This window comes from Chachezhania sediminis (assembly GCF_009765275.1).
Lineage (GTDB): Bacteria > Pseudomonadota > Alphaproteobacteria > Rhodobacterales > Rhodobacteraceae > Chachezhania > Chachezhania sediminis.
Genome location: NZ_VOPH01000023.1, coordinates 1 through 15,578 on the forward strand (window position 1 = coordinate 1; position 15,578 = coordinate 15,578).

18 protein-coding genes and 3 pseudogenes are annotated in these 15,578 nt (G+C 63.1%); 14 read left to right on the top strand and 7 right to left on the bottom strand.

Features of this window, described 5'->3' with window-relative positions:
- Positions 1–168: 168 nt before the first annotated feature.
- Positions 169–489, top strand: coding sequence for an H-NS histone family protein (locus tag FQK05_RS25490; RefSeq protein WP_158972357.1), 321 nt, complete (start codon positions 169–171; stop codon positions 487–489).
- A 167-nt stretch (positions 490–656) separates the two neighbouring features.
- Here the strand turns inward: FQK05_RS25490 and FQK05_RS25495 are convergent, their stop codons facing one another.
- Together FQK05_RS25495 and FQK05_RS25500 are read right to left on the bottom strand one after the other, a co-directional pair.
- Entirely contained in the window at positions 657–857 is a 201-nt protein-coding gene (locus FQK05_RS25495) for a hypothetical protein (protein WP_158972359.1), read from the bottom strand.
- 789 nt (positions 858–1,646) lie between these two features.
- On the bottom strand, positions 1,647–2,024 hold the full coding sequence (locus FQK05_RS25500; protein ID WP_199252774.1) for a hypothetical protein: 378 nt from the start codon (positions 2,022–2,024) through the stop codon (positions 1,647–1,649).
- Positions 2,025–2,128: 104 nt separating this feature from the next.
- Between FQK05_RS25500 and FQK05_RS25505 the strand changes: the two genes are divergently transcribed.
- The 6 genes from FQK05_RS25505 (at position 2,129) to FQK05_RS25940 (ending at position 4,645) form a co-directional block, all read left to right on the top strand.
- On the top strand, positions 2,129–2,431 hold the full coding sequence (locus FQK05_RS25505; protein WP_158972361.1) for a helix-turn-helix domain-containing protein: 303 nt from the start codon (positions 2,129–2,131) through the stop codon (positions 2,429–2,431).
- Between the two features lie 112 nt (positions 2,432–2,543).
- Positions 2,544–2,798 carry a ribbon-helix-helix domain-containing protein gene (locus FQK05_RS25510; RefSeq protein ID WP_158969752.1) on the top strand — a complete coding sequence of 85 codons (255 nt, stop codon included), beginning with the start codon at positions 2,544–2,546 and terminating at the stop codon, positions 2,796–2,798.
- 4 nt (positions 2,799–2,802) lie between these two features.
- Entirely contained in the window at positions 2,803–3,114 is a 312-nt protein-coding gene (locus tag FQK05_RS25515) for a type II toxin-antitoxin system RelE/ParE family toxin (protein WP_158972363.1), read from the top strand.
- A gap of 468 nt (positions 3,115–3,582) precedes the next feature.
- The gene (locus FQK05_RS26590) at positions 3,583–3,756 is read left to right on the top strand and encodes a transposase (protein ID WP_407644521.1); all 174 of its coding nucleotides are present in this window, start codon (positions 3,583–3,585) and stop codon (positions 3,754–3,756) included.
- A gap of 56 nt (positions 3,757–3,812) precedes the next feature.
- Positions 3,813–4,067 carry a hypothetical protein gene (locus FQK05_RS26595; RefSeq protein WP_407644522.1) on the top strand — a complete coding sequence of 85 codons (255 nt, stop codon included), beginning with the start codon at positions 3,813–3,815 and terminating at the stop codon, positions 4,065–4,067.
- Between the two features lie 245 nt (positions 4,068–4,312).
- Positions 4,313–4,645: a hypothetical protein gene (locus FQK05_RS25940; protein ID WP_199252775.1), complete on the top strand. Its 333-nt coding sequence runs from the start codon at positions 4,313–4,315 to the stop codon at positions 4,643–4,645.
- A 942-nt stretch (positions 4,646–5,587) separates the two neighbouring features.
- Here FQK05_RS25940 and repC read toward each other — a convergent pair.
- The 3 genes from repC to repA all read right to left on the bottom strand — a co-directional run bounded on the left by repC (position 5,588) and on the right by repA (position 9,033).
- The gene (gene repC, locus FQK05_RS25530) at positions 5,588–6,757 is read right to left on the bottom strand and encodes a plasmid replication protein RepC (protein ID WP_158972365.1); all 1,170 of its coding nucleotides are present in this window, start codon (positions 6,755–6,757) and stop codon (positions 5,588–5,590) included.
- A gap of 192 nt (positions 6,758–6,949) precedes the next feature.
- Complete coding sequence (gene repB, locus FQK05_RS25535) at positions 6,950–7,855, bottom strand: plasmid partitioning protein RepB (RefSeq protein WP_158972367.1); 906 nt, start codon at positions 7,853–7,855, stop codon at positions 6,950–6,952.
- 2 nt (positions 7,856–7,857) lie between these two features.
- Positions 7,858–9,033: a plasmid partitioning protein RepA gene (gene repA / locus FQK05_RS25540; RefSeq protein ID WP_158972369.1), complete on the bottom strand. Its 1,176-nt coding sequence runs from the start codon at positions 9,031–9,033 to the stop codon at positions 7,858–7,860.
- Between the two features lie 213 nt (positions 9,034–9,246).
- Here repA and FQK05_RS25545 point away from each other — a divergent pair, with 213 nt between their 5' ends.
- The 5 genes from FQK05_RS25545 to FQK05_RS25565 all read left to right on the top strand — a co-directional run bounded on the left by FQK05_RS25545 (position 9,247) and on the right by FQK05_RS25565 (position 12,966).
- On the top strand, positions 9,247–9,570 hold the full coding sequence (locus FQK05_RS25545) for a type II toxin-antitoxin system ParD family antitoxin (RefSeq protein ID WP_158972371.1): 324 nt from the start codon (positions 9,247–9,249) through the stop codon (positions 9,568–9,570).
- A 101-nt stretch (positions 9,571–9,671) separates the two neighbouring features.
- Positions 9,672–9,833 carry a hypothetical protein gene (locus tag FQK05_RS25550; RefSeq protein WP_158972373.1) on the top strand — a complete coding sequence of 54 codons (162 nt, stop codon included), beginning with the start codon at positions 9,672–9,674 and terminating at the stop codon, positions 9,831–9,833.
- A gap of 510 nt (positions 9,834–10,343) precedes the next feature.
- Positions 10,344–12,026, top strand: coding sequence for a ShlB/FhaC/HecB family hemolysin secretion/activation protein (locus tag FQK05_RS25555; protein WP_158972376.1), 1,683 nt, complete (start codon positions 10,344–10,346; stop codon positions 12,024–12,026).
- Between the two features lie 335 nt (positions 12,027–12,361).
- Positions 12,362–12,586 carry an AbrB/MazE/SpoVT family DNA-binding domain-containing protein gene (locus FQK05_RS25560; RefSeq protein WP_158972378.1) on the top strand — a complete coding sequence of 75 codons (225 nt, stop codon included), beginning with the start codon at positions 12,362–12,364 and terminating at the stop codon, positions 12,584–12,586.
- Positions 12,583–12,966 carry a type II toxin-antitoxin system death-on-curing family toxin gene (locus tag FQK05_RS25565; protein ID WP_158972380.1) on the top strand — a complete coding sequence of 128 codons (384 nt, stop codon included), beginning with the start codon at positions 12,583–12,585 and terminating at the stop codon, positions 12,964–12,966. Before FQK05_RS25560 ends, FQK05_RS25565 begins: the two co-directional genes overlap by 4 nt.
- Positions 12,967–13,119: 153 nt before the next feature.
- Here FQK05_RS25565 and FQK05_RS25570 read toward each other — a convergent pair whose 3' ends face one another.
- Complete coding sequence (locus FQK05_RS25570) at positions 13,120–14,097, bottom strand: calcium/sodium antiporter (RefSeq protein ID WP_233270690.1); 978 nt, start codon at positions 14,095–14,097, stop codon at positions 13,120–13,122.
- A 216-nt stretch (positions 14,098–14,313) separates the two neighbouring features.
- Positions 14,314–14,439 (bottom strand): annotated as a pseudogene (locus FQK05_RS25575) (IS30 family transposase); the annotation flags it as partial.
- On the opposite strand from FQK05_RS25575, the pseudogene FQK05_RS25580 reads away from it, so the two are divergent.
- Both FQK05_RS25580 and FQK05_RS25585 read left to right on the top strand, forming a co-directional pair.
- Positions 14,440–15,138, top strand: a pseudogene (locus FQK05_RS25580) (IS256 family transposase); the annotation flags it as partial.
- Positions 15,139–15,175: 37 nt separating this feature from the next.
- A pseudogene (locus tag FQK05_RS25585) lies at positions 15,176–15,439 on the top strand (IS66 family transposase); the annotation flags it as partial.
- Positions 15,440–15,578: the final 139 nt, after the last annotated feature.

Here is a 15,578-nt window from a genome sequence, read left to right on the forward strand (position 1 = left end):
CAGAGCTTCAAGCTCAGTGCGGTCGGCGGGGCCAAGGTAAAGGCAGATATCCGAGCGTCTCATCTCCCACTCATGCCACGAGCGAGCGGCATTGGGAATCCTACGTCAGACGGGGAACACTAGTGAACCTGTTACATTTTCCAGGCTCGATCAGAGACGGAGAACCCGATGACGGCAATCGATCTAGAGAAGTTGTCCCTGGACGAGCTCAAGCAGCTCGAAAAGGACGTGTCCAAGGCCGTGCGAACCTTTGAAACGCGCCGGAAAAAGGAAGCCCTGGCTGCCGCCGAAGCCGCCGCCCGCGAGAAAGGCTTCAGCCTGGCCGAACTGACCTCGGGCAGCAAGACCGTGAAAACGATCGCTACACCCAAGTACCGCCACCCGGAAAACCCCGAACTGACCTGGTCCGGACGCGGACGAAAGCCGGCCTGGTTCAACGCCGCTCTCAATGCAGGCAAGAGCCTTGAGGATCTGTCCATCGACGGGTGAACCCTGTCGCGCAGTGCTCCGACCGACTGGTACGCCAACGCGCGCATCCTCGACGCACGCCAGCGGAATGCTGGCCGGAAATGCTGGCAGGCGCCCAACAGGGACCCGGTTTGTTAACGCGCCTTCCGGCCCGTTACATGTCCCAGCAGAAGGTCGGACCGGGAAATCTACATCGAAGTCTTTCCGCCGCCCTTTGACTCGACCTCGGTGATCCCGCCTTCTGGCCCGAGCGCGACGAGGAACCGGGCCAGTTTGCCGTTCGGGCCATTGAAGTCGTAGGTCTCCTTCTCGCCTGTGTTCCACTGATAGACCACCCCAGTGATTTCTCCGGTACCGCTGTCCCGGACCACATCCGCGGCCCAGCCCATGAGCTTCTTCCTTCTCGGGCTCCTCCTCGGGGATTGACGGGGTGCTTCAGGATCGTGCCGCATGGCTCCCTCCAATAAACAAAACAAGGCAAGCACATGCCAACCTCAGCCAAGCCGCGACGCATGAAGAGCCGGCCAGGCGAAATCGGCCGCAGAGATTCTGCCGCCGGAGCGGTCGAACGTTCCACAGTGTCGATCTGGCTTCGCAGGAGACATTCAGCCTACCTGCCGGCTCCCCAAACATCGCCAACACCACAGGGCATGTGGCGTTATCTCGTTGAGCAGATTAGGTTTAGTGCCTGGCACCCGGCATGGCCAGAGGACGAAATTCAACCTAAGCGGGATTCCGCTTGGCCTGGTCGAACTAAGTCCGAAATTGAATTTGATGGTTTCCGATGCTCCTTTTATGGGTGAAGCTCCAGCCGCCTATTGGCCGTCACCAACCCGCTGCCGCCCCGGAACAGGATGTTCACACGTCCCGCTATGTGTCGTGATCGCGGTGAAACGCGACCATGTATTCGCCGATCAATAGATGGTCACTCGCGGGCGCGCTGCCAGACCAACCGGCACCCATTATCCGGCGGAGTGCAGCGCGCCCGGCATACAACGCAGAAATTCGCCTCTGAAGAACACCTGCGCGGTCGGCGATATGTCCGCCGGCCTTGGTGGGCTCCGAACGGGTTCACCGCCATCCCCCCGCACTCGATCCAACCCGCCGTCCGGCGACTCCTGAGGTCCCCGCGCTTGATCTGGGTCCGGGTCCCCATTGTCAGTGAACTTCCAGATCCCCTACCCTTCTGCCACGCCTGCCCCTTCCGACGTCTCCGGCCGAGACAGACCCGCCACGATCCGACCGAACTCGCCGAGGATGTCTCCGTGGTTCTTTGCGAGATAGCGATTGATCCGCTCATTCATGAGCAGGCGCTCGACGTAGCGGCCCGCTACCACAAGGCGAAGATGATCGGGGCCAAGTGTCCCTTCGATCAGCTTGATGCCGCGGCGTTCTGCGTAGTCGCGGATCGCCAGCGCCCGGTTCCGGGTCGAATACTGTTGATGCTCGGTCGACATCCGGACGTACTCCGCGGCCAGCAGCTGCCCGGGCGGCCCCGTTTCTGCTTCGGGCAATGGTGTTTTTCCCCAAGCCACGCCCGCCTCCCGGGAAATCATGTGGGCTGCTTCGGGCGGATGGCCCTCTACCGCAGACCCAGGCGCAAATGCGAACTGCCGCTGTTCAGGTCTTCCCCACAGTCTTATCGGAGGAGGATCCAGAGATGCGGACCAAGAAGGGCACATTTGTGCAGATAACGGGCACAAATGTGCCCCCAATGGCCAATGCGGCCGACTATCGGACCGCCATTGCCGCGGCCCTTCGGGACGAACTTGGCCTGACGCATCGCGCCATCAAGACAGCAATGCGGTGGACGGGGGCCAGCGAACGGACCGTGAAGTACTGGATCGCAGGCGAGCGGGGGCCAAGCGGCGAACACCTGATCGCACTGGTCCGGCACTCGGACTTCGTGTTTCGCACGGTCCTGATCCTTGCCAATCGGCAAGACGACGCGGATGCCGACTAGGGTCAAACCGCCACGAAGTCGGCAGGACGTCCCAATCAGGCTGCCGCTGCCAGACTTGAGGCGTAGTGATTTTTGGTTATATTGAATACGTGTCACGCAAGAGGATCCTGCCATGTCCCGCACCACGACCATGACCGTCCGCCTCAGCGGTGCGCTCAGCGATTTCGTCGCGGCCAATGTCGGCGAGAACGGATCGTACGAGAACATCAGCGAATACGTGCGCGACCTGATCCGGCGGGACAAGGAGCGGGCCGAGCAGGAGGCGTTCGATCGGCTGAAGGCCGAGCTGACCCGCGCCTTCGCCGCGCCCGAGACCAGCTACAAGCCGCTGACGGCGGCCGAGATCATCGCCCGCAACCGCGCCTGACCGGATGGCGATCCGGGTTCAGGAGGCGGCCGCGCTCCGCCTCGACGACATCTACCACTATACGCGCGACCGATGGGGCGACGCCCAGGCGGATCGCTACATCACCGGCATGTTCGCGGCGTTCGAACGGATCGAGGCCCATGGCGTCGCCTCGAAGCCGGTCCCGGCAGAGTTCGGCGTCGAAGGGTTCTTCTTCAGGTACGAGCACCACTTCGTCTATTGGCGCCGGCTGTCCGACGGCGATATCGGCATCGTCGCGATCCTGCACGAGCGCATGCATCAGATCGACAGGTTCAAGGAAGATTTTCGCGACTGAATGGGCGGGGGTTCGTGTCGGCGGGAGCCATACGGATCCGCTTGAGGACCGTCTGCGGCCTGCGGAAGATTCCGGTTCGCCTCATAGTGCGCTTGTCGGTCACGGCTTGAGCCTACCCGTTCATCTTAAGGGTCTGCTGCACGATCTCGATGGCACGGCTGGATGGGTCAAGCTTGCGCGGAAGTGTTTCGCCGTATGTGAAATCTCGTTGGACCCAGCGTTCCGCAACGCGATGGGCCCTTTCATCATTTCAGGCGTATAACATGCTCATTGACGCATATATACGAACAAAAATGAAGCTTTTGTTCCGTAACGCCGGCAACCTTAAAGATAGGCCCCTGCTTCGGGGTCACTCTATACAATGCGATCCGGTTCAGCACGGAAATGCTGGTCAGAATGCTGAATCAGTCGTAAGACCACATGTCTTTTTCACCGGCACGTCCCTGTCAACGCTCCAAGCCGTGGACGATGCGTTATCGACGCTGGCTGCAGCCCCTGGCGTTCGATCACCCGGCGCACCAGATCGCGCTGCGTGGCGTCGCGCTGATCAGCGCCGTCACCTTCATGGCAGAGATCGCCGACGTGCGGCGGTTCGAAACACTTGCGGAGCTAATGGCCTATCTCGGGCTCGTGCCTAGCTAATATTCGACGGGTAGGACGACCAGGCGCGGCGGCATAACCGCGCGCGAAACGCCCGCGTGCGGCACAAGCTGATCGAGGGGGCCTGGACTTACCGCCTGCAGGCAAGGCCGGGCGAGCGGAAGCCCTACATCCTCAGAGAACAGTCGCCGGAGGTTCAGGGCATTGCGCGGAAGGCGCAATCTCGCCTGACGGCCCGATATCGCAAGCTCATCCAGCGCGGCAAGAAACCGACCGTCGTCACCGTGGCGATCACGCTAGAGATGGCGGCGTTCATGTGGGGCATCGCCCGCCGCACCATGCCCGCGCGCTGAGATTGGTCCCCCGACGCGCCCAATGGCGGGCACGAAGTCGACGGCAGGAGAATATCCGACACTCGCTTTGTGGCCAGCTTCGTGCAGACGCCCACCGTAAGACTGGAATACCCCCGAGACGCACAATCGGTCCTACGGCATCCAGTCCGCGCATCAGAGCTTGATCACCGACGTCTTCAGACCTCGTGTCCAGCCTGCCCCCTGGCTCCCACGGTTGGAGCGAGAATGGAATGATGGTTATCTGAATGGTGCCATCCGGAAAGTCCAAATTTCCGCCCGCCTGCCGGATCGTCCGGCTCCTGACCATGGGCCGGGATAACCAGTCCCGGGCCGATGCAGTGTTGGTCGCACAGGTCGAAGTTGCGTTGCCGGCCCTGGCTGCCGCCCGCACCCGCCGGAACACCGCGTCAGAGTTCGCCATGGTCGGCAGCGACATGAACAGTCCCCTGCCCTTCCCCGCCAGCAGCATCCGTTGGGCCAACAGCATCGCGGCCTCGGTCCTGCCCGCGCCGGTCTCGTCCTCGATGACGGCCAGCGTCCGGCCCTCGGGCAGATCCACGGACTGGCAGGCCGCCTGAATCGGGCGGAGGTCAAATTCGTACAGGGCACCGTCGCGGGGAACAGCCCGACCGACGCCCGGGGCTTTCACCGCCACCGACACCGCCACCGACACCGACACCGACACCGACACCCTAAGCGGGGCTTCGGCAAGGTAGACGTCAAGCGGCAGATCCCGCCCTTCCGGGGGGAACCACTCCGTGTTGGACCCGATTCTGTCGGCGGCCGAAACCAGCCCCGGCAACCACCAGGACAGGCGGTTCGCGGCGGCAATCTCCATGTCTTCCAGCGCCGCATCGGACCAGAGTTTCAGGAACCCCGGACGTCGCAGCCAGCCCGTCCGGGACAAGACGCTTCAACTGCCTCATGTCCCTGTGCTGAAGATCGGAAGGACGACCGTGATGCCCGCCAGACGCCGCATTAAGCGGGTAGCGCTGGAAGCTGTCGCCTCCGAATGGGCATTGCAGGTCCTGATCGAACTCCCGCAGGTAGGTTTCTGTCACCTGCCAATGCAGGTATCGGCCCCGCGGCACTCCTGTGCGGATCATCGCTCGGAATGTCTCGCTGATCGTGCCCGGATCATGCTGGGTCACCGGCGGGACCTGAGCCTGGACATGGTGATGCGGAATGCAGCAGGGCCGCAGCAGGCATTCCGCCACAGCTGCGACATCCCGCATGTTGCAGACCGCCGGATACTCCGGCGTTTCGGTTGTTGCGCTTTTCCAGACTAGTCCAGTATTCGCATCATCTTCATCTGCTCATGACTTGCGGAGACGCACGGCGGCTTGTCCGAAATTGGCGGCGTGAACGGTGAACTGGCAAAGGGATTGCCCATTCCGCAAATGACAATTCGGTCCGACGAAACGCCAGTCGGGCTGGATGTCCTGGTGTCCCGTGAAGCTTGGTGACTTGGAGTTGACAGCCGTCAACTACATCCGGAGCGGTGGCAACGTTGACAGCTGTCAACTTGGCAAGGATTGCCTTGCCGCATCCTGGGCAGAAAGAAGCGCCATGATCATGGGCCCCGGCGTGAACGTCCCGGCTTTCGTACGCGTGGACAGAGCCCGCAGGTATCCGCCGGGGTTCGAAATGGCTGCGCCTTTCTGGACAATTCCAGCCAGGGCGGTGGCGGCCTCCTGCGGCCCCATTGTCGTTTTGGCTTCGTGCCAGGAGTCGAGGGTGATCCCCAGCATCGGACGCATCTTGTCCATCGTTGCTTCCAAGTCCTCCCAATGCCGGATCGGTTCGGGATAGTAGGTCTGGATCTCCGGACACGCTTTTAGGACGACAGGCAGCCCTATGGGAGCTCGGGGCCCATGGCCCATGATCGTGCCTGCGTTTTTCATGCCTGTCTTCGATTCAATGAGAGTATGGTTTGAATCCTGTATGTGCCGCTCATTCTGGTTGTCGTTGCCGCCCGAAATCGTCGTCGGGGCAGGGGTTGCCAACAGGGTAATCTGAGTCAGGAGGTCGGCAGTCGCGCGCTGCAGGTCCTCAAGCCGGGACCTGTCCATGCGGCGGCGAAGGTGGCTGCGAAGCTCTGCCAGTCGGGGGGCAAGGTGGTCCTGGGTGTCCGGCAGCAGGGTCATCAGTTGCTGGATGTCGCGCAGCTGAAGGACGATCTCTTCCCGCAGGAGGCGGCAATGTTCGGCCTCCAGACGTGCGGCTTCGGCGGCGTCGAAGATCTCTTCCGCGCGGACCAGCAGGGGACGAAGGTCGAAGCCGAAGGCCAGGGCTGCAGCGCCGTCCCGGCCGCGACGGGCATAGCGTTTGCCGTTGGGGCTGTCGTGGCGCAGGATCATGCCGGCCTCGACAAGGGCGGCCAGGTGGCGGCGCAGGGTGCTTTCCGCCATGCCGTGGGCCCTGTTGGCAAGCGTTCGGTTGGACGGAAACACGATCAGGGGCGCGCCGTCCGCCAGTTCCCGCACAGGCAGAAAGGACAGCAGCGCCGACAGGACGGTCAGCGTGCGGTCGGACAGGCCGAAGGCCCGCCGCGCGGTGGTCAGGCTTTTCAGCACGACCCATTTGTCGACGGCCGGGACCGGGGCAGGGGCAGTGGCCAATCCCAGCCGGTCCAGATGGCCAGCCGGGATCGTTCGCCCCATGAAGGGCGTCATTGTCAGATGTGTCATGATGGTTCACGACGGCAAAGATCACCCGTTCGCCCGCAACGCGGTCGTTGACAGCAGTCCACGCAATGCCTAGATTCATGGTGCGAAGATGAAAATCGGCCTCTCGGGACTTATGTTCTGGGGGGCTTTTTCCTTACCGGGGCTCGTGCCTCCTTTGCTGCTCTTTTCCTCTGATCCGGGCCTCTTCGGGCCCTATTCGCCGCGGTCCTTCAGATAGTCGCGGTGAATCCTGTCCATGTTCGCCGTCAGCCAGTCGCCGAAATCTCCTGATTTCGACGTCTCCAGCGTCAGAACGGTGTTCTGGCGGCCCCTTTTGACCTGTCCAAGCGCCGCCCCGTCCGCGCCGGACAGGACCTGCGGGGCGGGGGAGGGCGCGCGTTCCGGCGCCAGCCCGCGGAAGACGGCGTTGAACCGGTCGTCCGAACTGTTGCCGACCGCCAGCGCCACGGCCTTGTCGCCGCGGCCGCCGATCCGGTCGGCCAGCGCCAGCCAGCGATCCCGGCCGATGGAGGGCGCCGCCCCGATGGCACGTATCAGCGACTCGGGCAGATCCTCGGTCACCTTCAGCATGCGCGAGATCACCGTCTTGTCGATGTGCAACGCGTCGCATACAACTTTGCGTTCGAACCCCAAGGCCACCATCTGGCGGGCGAAATTCGCCTTCTCGATGAAGCTCAGGTCCTTGCGGGCGGCGTTTTCCTGTCCCTGGGCGATGATCAGCTCGCGATCCTGCAGATCGCGGATCATCGCCTTCACGGGCTGCTTCAGCCGCTTCAGCGCCTGCACCCGCCGGCGGCCATAGACGACCTCGTACCGGCCTTCGTAATTGGGCGAAAACCGCAGCAGCACCGGCACCTGTTGACCGTAGTCGCGGATCGAATCCACCAGCGCGTCCAGGTCTTCGTCCGCGTCCAGCCGGTCGACCAGACCGGCATTGTCGATCATGTCGGGCGGAACCTCGGTCAGGGCACGGCCCTTCAGATCGGCGATGGTCTGACTGACGGCACCGATCGCGCCCTTGGAATGGCGCGGGGCAGGGGAGGCGGGGCCCTTCGCGTCGCCCGCCATCAGCCCCTTCAACAGGTCCTTGCGTGCCATGCTCAGCGCCCCCATGCCGATTGTATCAGGTCCGCGATCTCGCCATTGACCGCGTTCATGCTTTCCAGCGCGCGTTCATAGGTGGTGCGGACGAATTGCGACTTGTCGACCTCGTAGAGCGTCTGCTTGGTGATCCCGGCATCCGAGATCGCTGTCGATTTCACCGCCGGGTGGTTCAGGACATGTTCGCCGAACATCGACCGCATGAAGCTGACCATCTGGTTCTGCGGCCCGTCGCCGGGTTCATAGCGCGTCACGACATAGCGCAGCCAGTCATAGGACATGTCGCCCCCCGCCTCGGCCACGACGCCGAGGAGTTCCGAGGTCATCAGCAGGAACTGGCACATCGACATGACGTCCAGCATCTGCGGATGGACCGTCACCAGCACCGCCGTCGCCGCGGACAGCGCGGACATGGTCAGGAAACCCAGCTGCGGCGGGCAGTCCATGACGACGACGTCATAGTCCGCCTCGACCTCGGCCAGCTTCTCGCCGATGCGGGTGAAGAAGACCTGCCCCGACCGCTGCGCCAGGATCCGCGGGGTGTCGTGCTCGAACTCCATCAGGTCGAGGTTGCCGGGCACGATGTCGAGATTGGTGAAATAGGTTTTCTGGATGATGTCCCGCAGAGGCACCGGATCGTCATAACGGATCGCGTCATAGAGCGTTCCGCCATCCTGCAGGTCGATTTCCGGCTGGAACCCGTGGAGCGCCGAGAACGAGGCCTGCGGGTCCAGGTCCAGCGCCAGCACGCGATAGCCATCCAGCGCCAGTTTCTGCGCCAGGTGGGACGAGGTCGTGGTCTTGCCCGATCCGCCCTTGAAGTTGATGACCGAAATCACCTGCAGATGGTCGTCGCCGCGACGGCCGGGCAGGTAGGTCCCGGGCGTCTTGGCGCCCTTTTCCAGCATCACCCGCAGGGCCTGGATATCTTCGGGAGAATAGAAGCGGCGGCCGTTGCCGCGGATTTCCGGCTCTGGCCCGCGCCCGTCCAGGTGCAGCTTGCGCAGGTAGGCGTCCTTGATCCCCAGAAGGTCCGCGACCTCGCCACTGGTGAACTTGCGCATCTTGCGCTTGGTGTCGGGCGGGAACAATTGCTCGCGATGGGCTTGCAACGTCTCGGAGAGACGGCTTGCATGGGTTCCAACCAGAAGGTCGATCCGGTCCTGCCGAGTCATCTGCCTGCCAAGCGCGATCCGTTTGTTACGGTTTTTCGCGTCCTATTCTGTTCTTGGCGTAAATAAATGCGTGGATAACGCGATTCTTGCAAGTCCTTTCTCCCACATCTCGGGGGTGGCTGTCCCCTGGACACTAGAGGAAAGGGTAGCGAGGACGGGACGGGTGGCATTGCGTAATACTAAATACTACATATGGCGCAGGAGGTCCGGTCCATGCAGAATGTCGAACGCCTGAGCATCACCCTGCCGCGCGAGATGGCGCAGACCATACGCAGTGCCGTCAGCGACGGTGGCTATGCCTCGAACAGCGAAGTCATCCGCGAGGCGCTGCGCCTGTGGCAGGACGCCAATGCCACCCGGCAGGGCCGGATGGCGCAGTTGCGTGCCGCGATTGCCGAAGCGGACGCGGACCCGCGCGCCAACCTGACGGAAGACGAAGTCGACCGCCATTTCGCCGCCCGCATGGCCGCGACCCGGGGCGCCGGTGACATCTCGATCCAGGCTGGTCTACCGCCCGAAGGCCCTGGACGACCTTGACGCGATCTTCGACATCAAGGGATCGGATTACCCGTGACCGGTGCCTGGCCTTTGCCCAGGCGATCCGCGACCGCTGCCGCCGTCATCTGCCGGAGACGCCGATGCTGGGCCCGGCGCGGCCGGGGCAGGGGGTCCGGATCTATCCGATCCGGTCGCAACGCACCGTCGTGGCCTATCGTGTCGAGGCGGACGAGATCGTCATACTGTGCGTCTTCTACGGCGGCGCCGATTATGCTGCGCTGATGGCGGGCGATGAAGGGTAGGGGGACAAGAACAACCCAAACGCCCAGCTGTCGCAACCCAGCCACCGGAAGACGCGGCGGGGCGTAAACAGACCCACGTTGCAAAGAGCCGGGAAGGACCCAATTCGCATGGCCGTGGCCACACTCATTGGCAGCAGACGGCGTTGCAAAGGACGTATTTGGTCCGGAACTTTTCAGTGTGTCGCGAAGCACCATTTTTCTGCCGGCCGTTTTGGTTTGCCTACCCCCCTTTTCTCCAGAAGGTTCTGATTCTAAGTAGTTTCTGAGTTCTACGCCCCCCTGACCTCCCCTTGCAGTTCTTGCCTCCCCAAAACCGTCAAATCTGGCCCGGCTGACCATGCCGCCAACAACGACATCCCGACGGGCGATTGCGGGGATGACAAACCACTGTTGCCCGGAAACCCGACCGGCGTCGCCTGTTCGTCCCCCGCATCGCGGATCCTTCTGGCGCTCTCGGAAGCCGTGGGCCAACGTTTCTCCATGCCTGCCGTGCAACAAGGATCCGGGGCCATGCCAGTGCTGCGCTTTGACCAGTTCCCTCGTCTTCTGGCCTGGCTTGGGTCGGTCCTGACCCTTTGCGGCGCGCTCTCGTCCCCTGCGCTGGCGCAGAGCCCGGCCAATATCGACAGGGCCGTCGCCGGGCAGACGGTCATCCTGCAGCGCTTCACCCCACCGCCGCAGATGGGCTCCATCGGTCTCGGCGTACAGGACGAGCGCCGGCGCATCGACATCGCGGCCGCCGAAAAGGTCAGCTTCATCCTGCGGTCAGTCACCGTGGACGGTGTCCGCACCATGCCCCCGGGCAGCCTGCCCCGGCTCTGGGCCGACAGGATCGGAACCCGGGTCACGCTGGCCGACGTCTATCGCCTGGCGGATGCAATCGACGGCGCCTACCTCGCGGCCGGGTACTTCTCGAACACGGTGGTTCCGGTGCAGGACTTCCAGACCGGCCATGTGCGGATTCAGGTCTATGAAAGCTATGTTCAGCAGGTCGAGATCACGTCGGACATTCCCGGGATCGAGACGCGGCTGCGCCCCTATATCGACCGGATCATGGCGATGAACCCGATCCGGGTGAAGGAGGCCGAGCGTCTTCTGCTGCTGATGGCCGACTTGGGCGGGCTGGAGATCGAGGACAACTTCCTGCGCCCCGAAACGCCCACGGGCGGCAGCCTTCTGAAGCTGGACGTTCAGCAGGAGAAGCGGTCCGGGTTGATCGGGCTGGACAACCTGGGCTCTGACGCGGTGGGGCCGCTGGAACTGTCCGGACAGATGCAGTTCAACGATGTGTTCGGCCTGTTTGAGTCGACGAACATGGTCGTGGTGCTGACGCCGAACGACCCGTCGCAGATGATGCTGTTCCAGTTCTCGCAGGACTATCCGGTCGGCCACAACGGGCTGGCCGCGGGCTACAGCCTGATCCACCTGGCGCAGAACCCGGGCGGGCCTCAATGGTCGCAGGACATCAATATCCAGTCCGCCATCGGTACGGCCTATCTGGCCTTCCCGTTCGTGCGCACCATCGACACCAGCCTGTTCGGCCGGGCGGAACTGACGGCCCGGAACGACAAGGTGAACGTGGCCGGCGACGCGCTATCACGCAGCAAGACCCGGTGGGCGACCTTCTTGCTGCATCTCGATCACGAAATGGAAACCGGGTCGCTCATGGCCGAGGGCGGGATGAACTTCAGCGTGGCGTCCGACATCGACATGGGCGACGTGCCGGGCAACTTCCGCTTCGTGAACGCGTCGGTCGACTACACGCAGTCGCTGGGCAGGTTCGCCGACCTTCGGATCCGCGGCGCGGGGCAATATTCGCCGAAACCCCTGCCGGGGGCCGTGCAGTTCGCCCTGGGCGGCGATCCCTATGGCTGGGCCTTCGACAACGGCACCCTGTCCGGTGAAAGCGGCGTAGCCACCACGGTGGAGCTGTCGCGGAAGCTCGACACCGGCTGGGGCGTCCTGCCCGACATGGCGCTGGGGCTGTTCGCCGACTACGGCTCCGTCTGGAACGACGACGGCAGTCCGAACCTGGATCGGGACAGCCTGGGCTCCTGGGGCCTGGGCGTGAAGGGCATGCTGAACGACGCCATGCAGTTCGAGATCATCGCTGTCCGTCCCTGGAAAATCCCCGAAGAACAGGACAGTCCCGGCAAACAGCTGATGGTCACCGGCGCGGTGATCCCGCTTTAGACCCGATGATCACTGTGTGAGCCTGACCGGGCCAGTGGTGTATCCTGCGGCATCCTCTGTCCAAGGGTCGCGCCCGGTTGGCGGGCGCCGAGCCTCATGTTTGGATGTATATGGACGCCGCCTGATTGCAACGGTCTGTTCGATTCTGGATCGGCGGTCGCGATTGCTGATGTATAGGTGCGCTCGTTGGTGTTGGTGACGGGGGACCGCTCTCTTTTCTAGTAACTGTATCGATGAGCATTTGCGCAGCCAAACTGCCGGCCCATGCGATATCCCCGAATCTTGACTTTTGATCTTCCGCCGTATATACATCTGTATAACCTGTGAGGTCTCCCATGATAGAAGCCAAAATTCGCAAAGTCGGCAATTCCGCTGTTGTGACGCTCAGTTCTGAGATGCTCGCGCTTCTTGATGCCAAGGAGGGTGACACGCTCTATGCGGTGCGCACGGATGATGGCGGATTGAAGCTGATGATGGAAAATCCTGAGCTACAAGCTGCATTGCATGCGGCGGAAGCTGTCATGGATGAGAACCGCGACCTGCTTCAGGCGCTTGCATGACCGAATGGGTCTGGGTGCCATTGCCTGCCCTCTACGTCATTCATGATCGCCAGATCACCCGGCACGGTGGAGCGTCTGGCACCCGCGATCCGGCCCTTCTCGAAAGCGCCGTAGCCCGCCCGTTGAACCAGGCTGGCTATGGAACCCCTGATGCATATGCGCTTGCCGCAGCCTACGCCTTCGGCATCGCCAAGGCTCATGCTTTTGTCGATGGGAACAAACGCACGGCCTTCGTGGCCGCTTTCACGTTTTTGCGTCTCAACGGCATCGCCAGCCGCCCCGAACCCGCGATCGGTGTTCGGATGATGGAAGATCTCGCATCCGGTCAGGTTAGCGAGGACGACTTCGCGGCCTGGCTGCGCACACTTGGATCTGAGTGATCCGTCCAATCAAAGTCTTGGCTGCTCGGGTCTTCTGATAGACGGACGCGGGGCACGGCCACCGGCATCTCCCCATCCTGCCCCTTCAGAACCTTGGTCGAGGTACCATTCCGGCGGTTGGTCTGACCGGGCGGGTCGGAGGACAGGGGGAGGTCAGGCGGAAGCTGGCCAGAGCAGCCAGACATAGAGAACATAGCCCGCAACAAGTAGCGCCCCTTCGGCCCGGTTGATGCGCAGCCCGGTTGCCGCCACCAACACGAGCAGCGCCGAGACCACGACCATCACCGGCAGATCAAAACGGACCATGGCGTCGGGCACGCGAGAAGGAGCGATCAGTGCGGTCGCCCCGCCGATCCCGAGAATGTTGTAGATGTTCGAGCCGACGATGTTCCCGGAAGCAACATCCCCCTGTTTGCGCAGCGCCGCGACCACCGAGGTGACGAGCTCGGGCAGCGAGGTGCCGACCGCGACGACGGTCAGCCCGATGACTGTCTCCGAAATGCCGAGGTCGCGGGCGATGACGACAGCTCCGTCAACCAGCAGTGCACCACCGCTGACGACGAGCACCAGTCCACCCAGGGCGATCAGCAGGGCGATGCCAAGCGGGCGGGTGGTGGCCTCGAGGACCCGGTCGACGCCATCGAGGGCCGCGCTCTTGTCGCCCGCCGCGCCGCCATCATGGCTTGCGCGTTCCTGCCGGATGACGGTCCACAGGTAGACCCCGAGCCCCGTGAGCAGGCCGGCTCCCACCAGCCGCCCCATTGGTACCATCGGAGCGAGCATCGCGAAGGCAAAGGCTACCGCCAGCATCGCGATCGCATCGCGCCTGAGGGCGGCGCGGGCGACGATGACCGGGCAGAGTACGGCCGACACGCCTGCGATGAGCAGGATGTTGGCGATGTTCGAGCCGACGATATTGCCGAAGGCGATCCCTGGCGAGCCGGAAAGCCCTGCCTTTACGGAAGTGACCAGCTCGGGCATCGAGGTCCCGAACCCGACGAGCGTGAGCCCGATGACCAGCGGCGAGACGCCGAGTTTGCGCGCTGCCTGAACGGCGCCACGCACGAGAAATTCACCTCCGGCGACCAGAAGGATCAGGCCGAGAGCGAGCGATAGAATGGTATGAAGCAAGATGTGTGACCCGGGAAGCCAAATGCGGCCTCGGGAGACGACGTGGCGTCGGTCAACCACGTCCGCAAGTGGCGGGCGGGACATTATTCTTCGGGAAAGTTCCATGGCGTGCGGCGAGTCCCGAAATGGCAGAACAACTACTGGCGGGAATGCTCATTCTCGTTTGCGACACCCTCAACGGTTCCGCACGGAAGAGGCTGTTTGAATCTTCGGCGTCTCGACCGTGCCTTTCTGCCAGGGGGCCTGCGGATCGCAGAACCAGGCTTCGGTCCCGATCTCCCGCTTCAATCGCCACCAACCGGCGAACTCGATGTCGCGGTCGAAGGTGATCGAGCGGCGTGCCGGCTGGCCGAGGAAAAGCAATGCGTTCTGGTCATCGTCGGGGCGGATGAATACGGCCGGAAGGAACTACTGGCCATGACCGACGGCTTCCGCGAGAGCACCCAGAGCTGGCGCGAGGTGCTGCTCGATCTCAAGCGGCGGGGCCTCACGCAGGATCCCAAGCTGGCGATCGGCGACGGTGCTCTCGGCTTCTGGACGGCCCTGCGCGAAGTCTTCCCCACGACGCAGGAGCAGCGGTGCTGGCTGCACAAAACCATGAACGTGCTGAACGCGTTGCCCAAGTCGGTACAGCAGAAGGCAAAGGCGCACCTGCACGACATCTGGCAGGCCGGGACAAAGGCAGAAGCCAACGTCGCCTTCAACTTCTTCGTCGAAACCTACGGCGTGAAATGGGACAAGGCGGTGGCCAAGCTGGTCAAGGACCGGGACGCGCTGCTTACCCTCTACGACTATCCGGCCGAGCACTGGAAACATATCCGGACGTCAAATCCGATCGAGAGCACCTTCGCCACCGTCCGGCACCGCACCCGGCGAACCAAGGGCTGCCTGAGCCGAAAGACCGGGCTCGCCATGGCCTTCCGGCTGATGATGTCGGCGCAGAAGAAATGGCGAAAGCTCGACGGTCGGAACCGCCTGCCGGAGGTCATCAGCGGGGTTGAGTTCCGCGACGGCGTCCGCCACATTCAAGCTGCCGCCTGATCAAGCGTCACCAACTTTCGCGCATATCTCCATGGGACCGGGACAGCGCCTGTCGGCGAGACAGACACGCACCGCGCCGCTGGTGGCCGAGTTCGGCGAATGGTTGCAGCTCCAGCGCCGCCGGGTCTCCGCCAAGTCCCGCCTCGGAGAGAAACTCGCCTGCATCCACCGGCAGTGGGACGAGCTTCAGACCTTCCTGCAGGACGGCCGCGTCGAGATCGACTCCAATGCCGTGGAGAACCTCATCAGGCCGATCGCCCTGACACGGAAAAACGCACTCTTTGCTGGGCACGATGAAGGCGGACGCACCTGTGAACCGCCCCGGCTTGCCCGGAGAGCGTTTCGTTCAACGCGTTATGCGACCTTATCCATAGCTTCGATTTGTTCAAGACATCGCCGCTCGGCCTCGGCTGGCGGCATGTAGCCGATTGAGCTGAGAA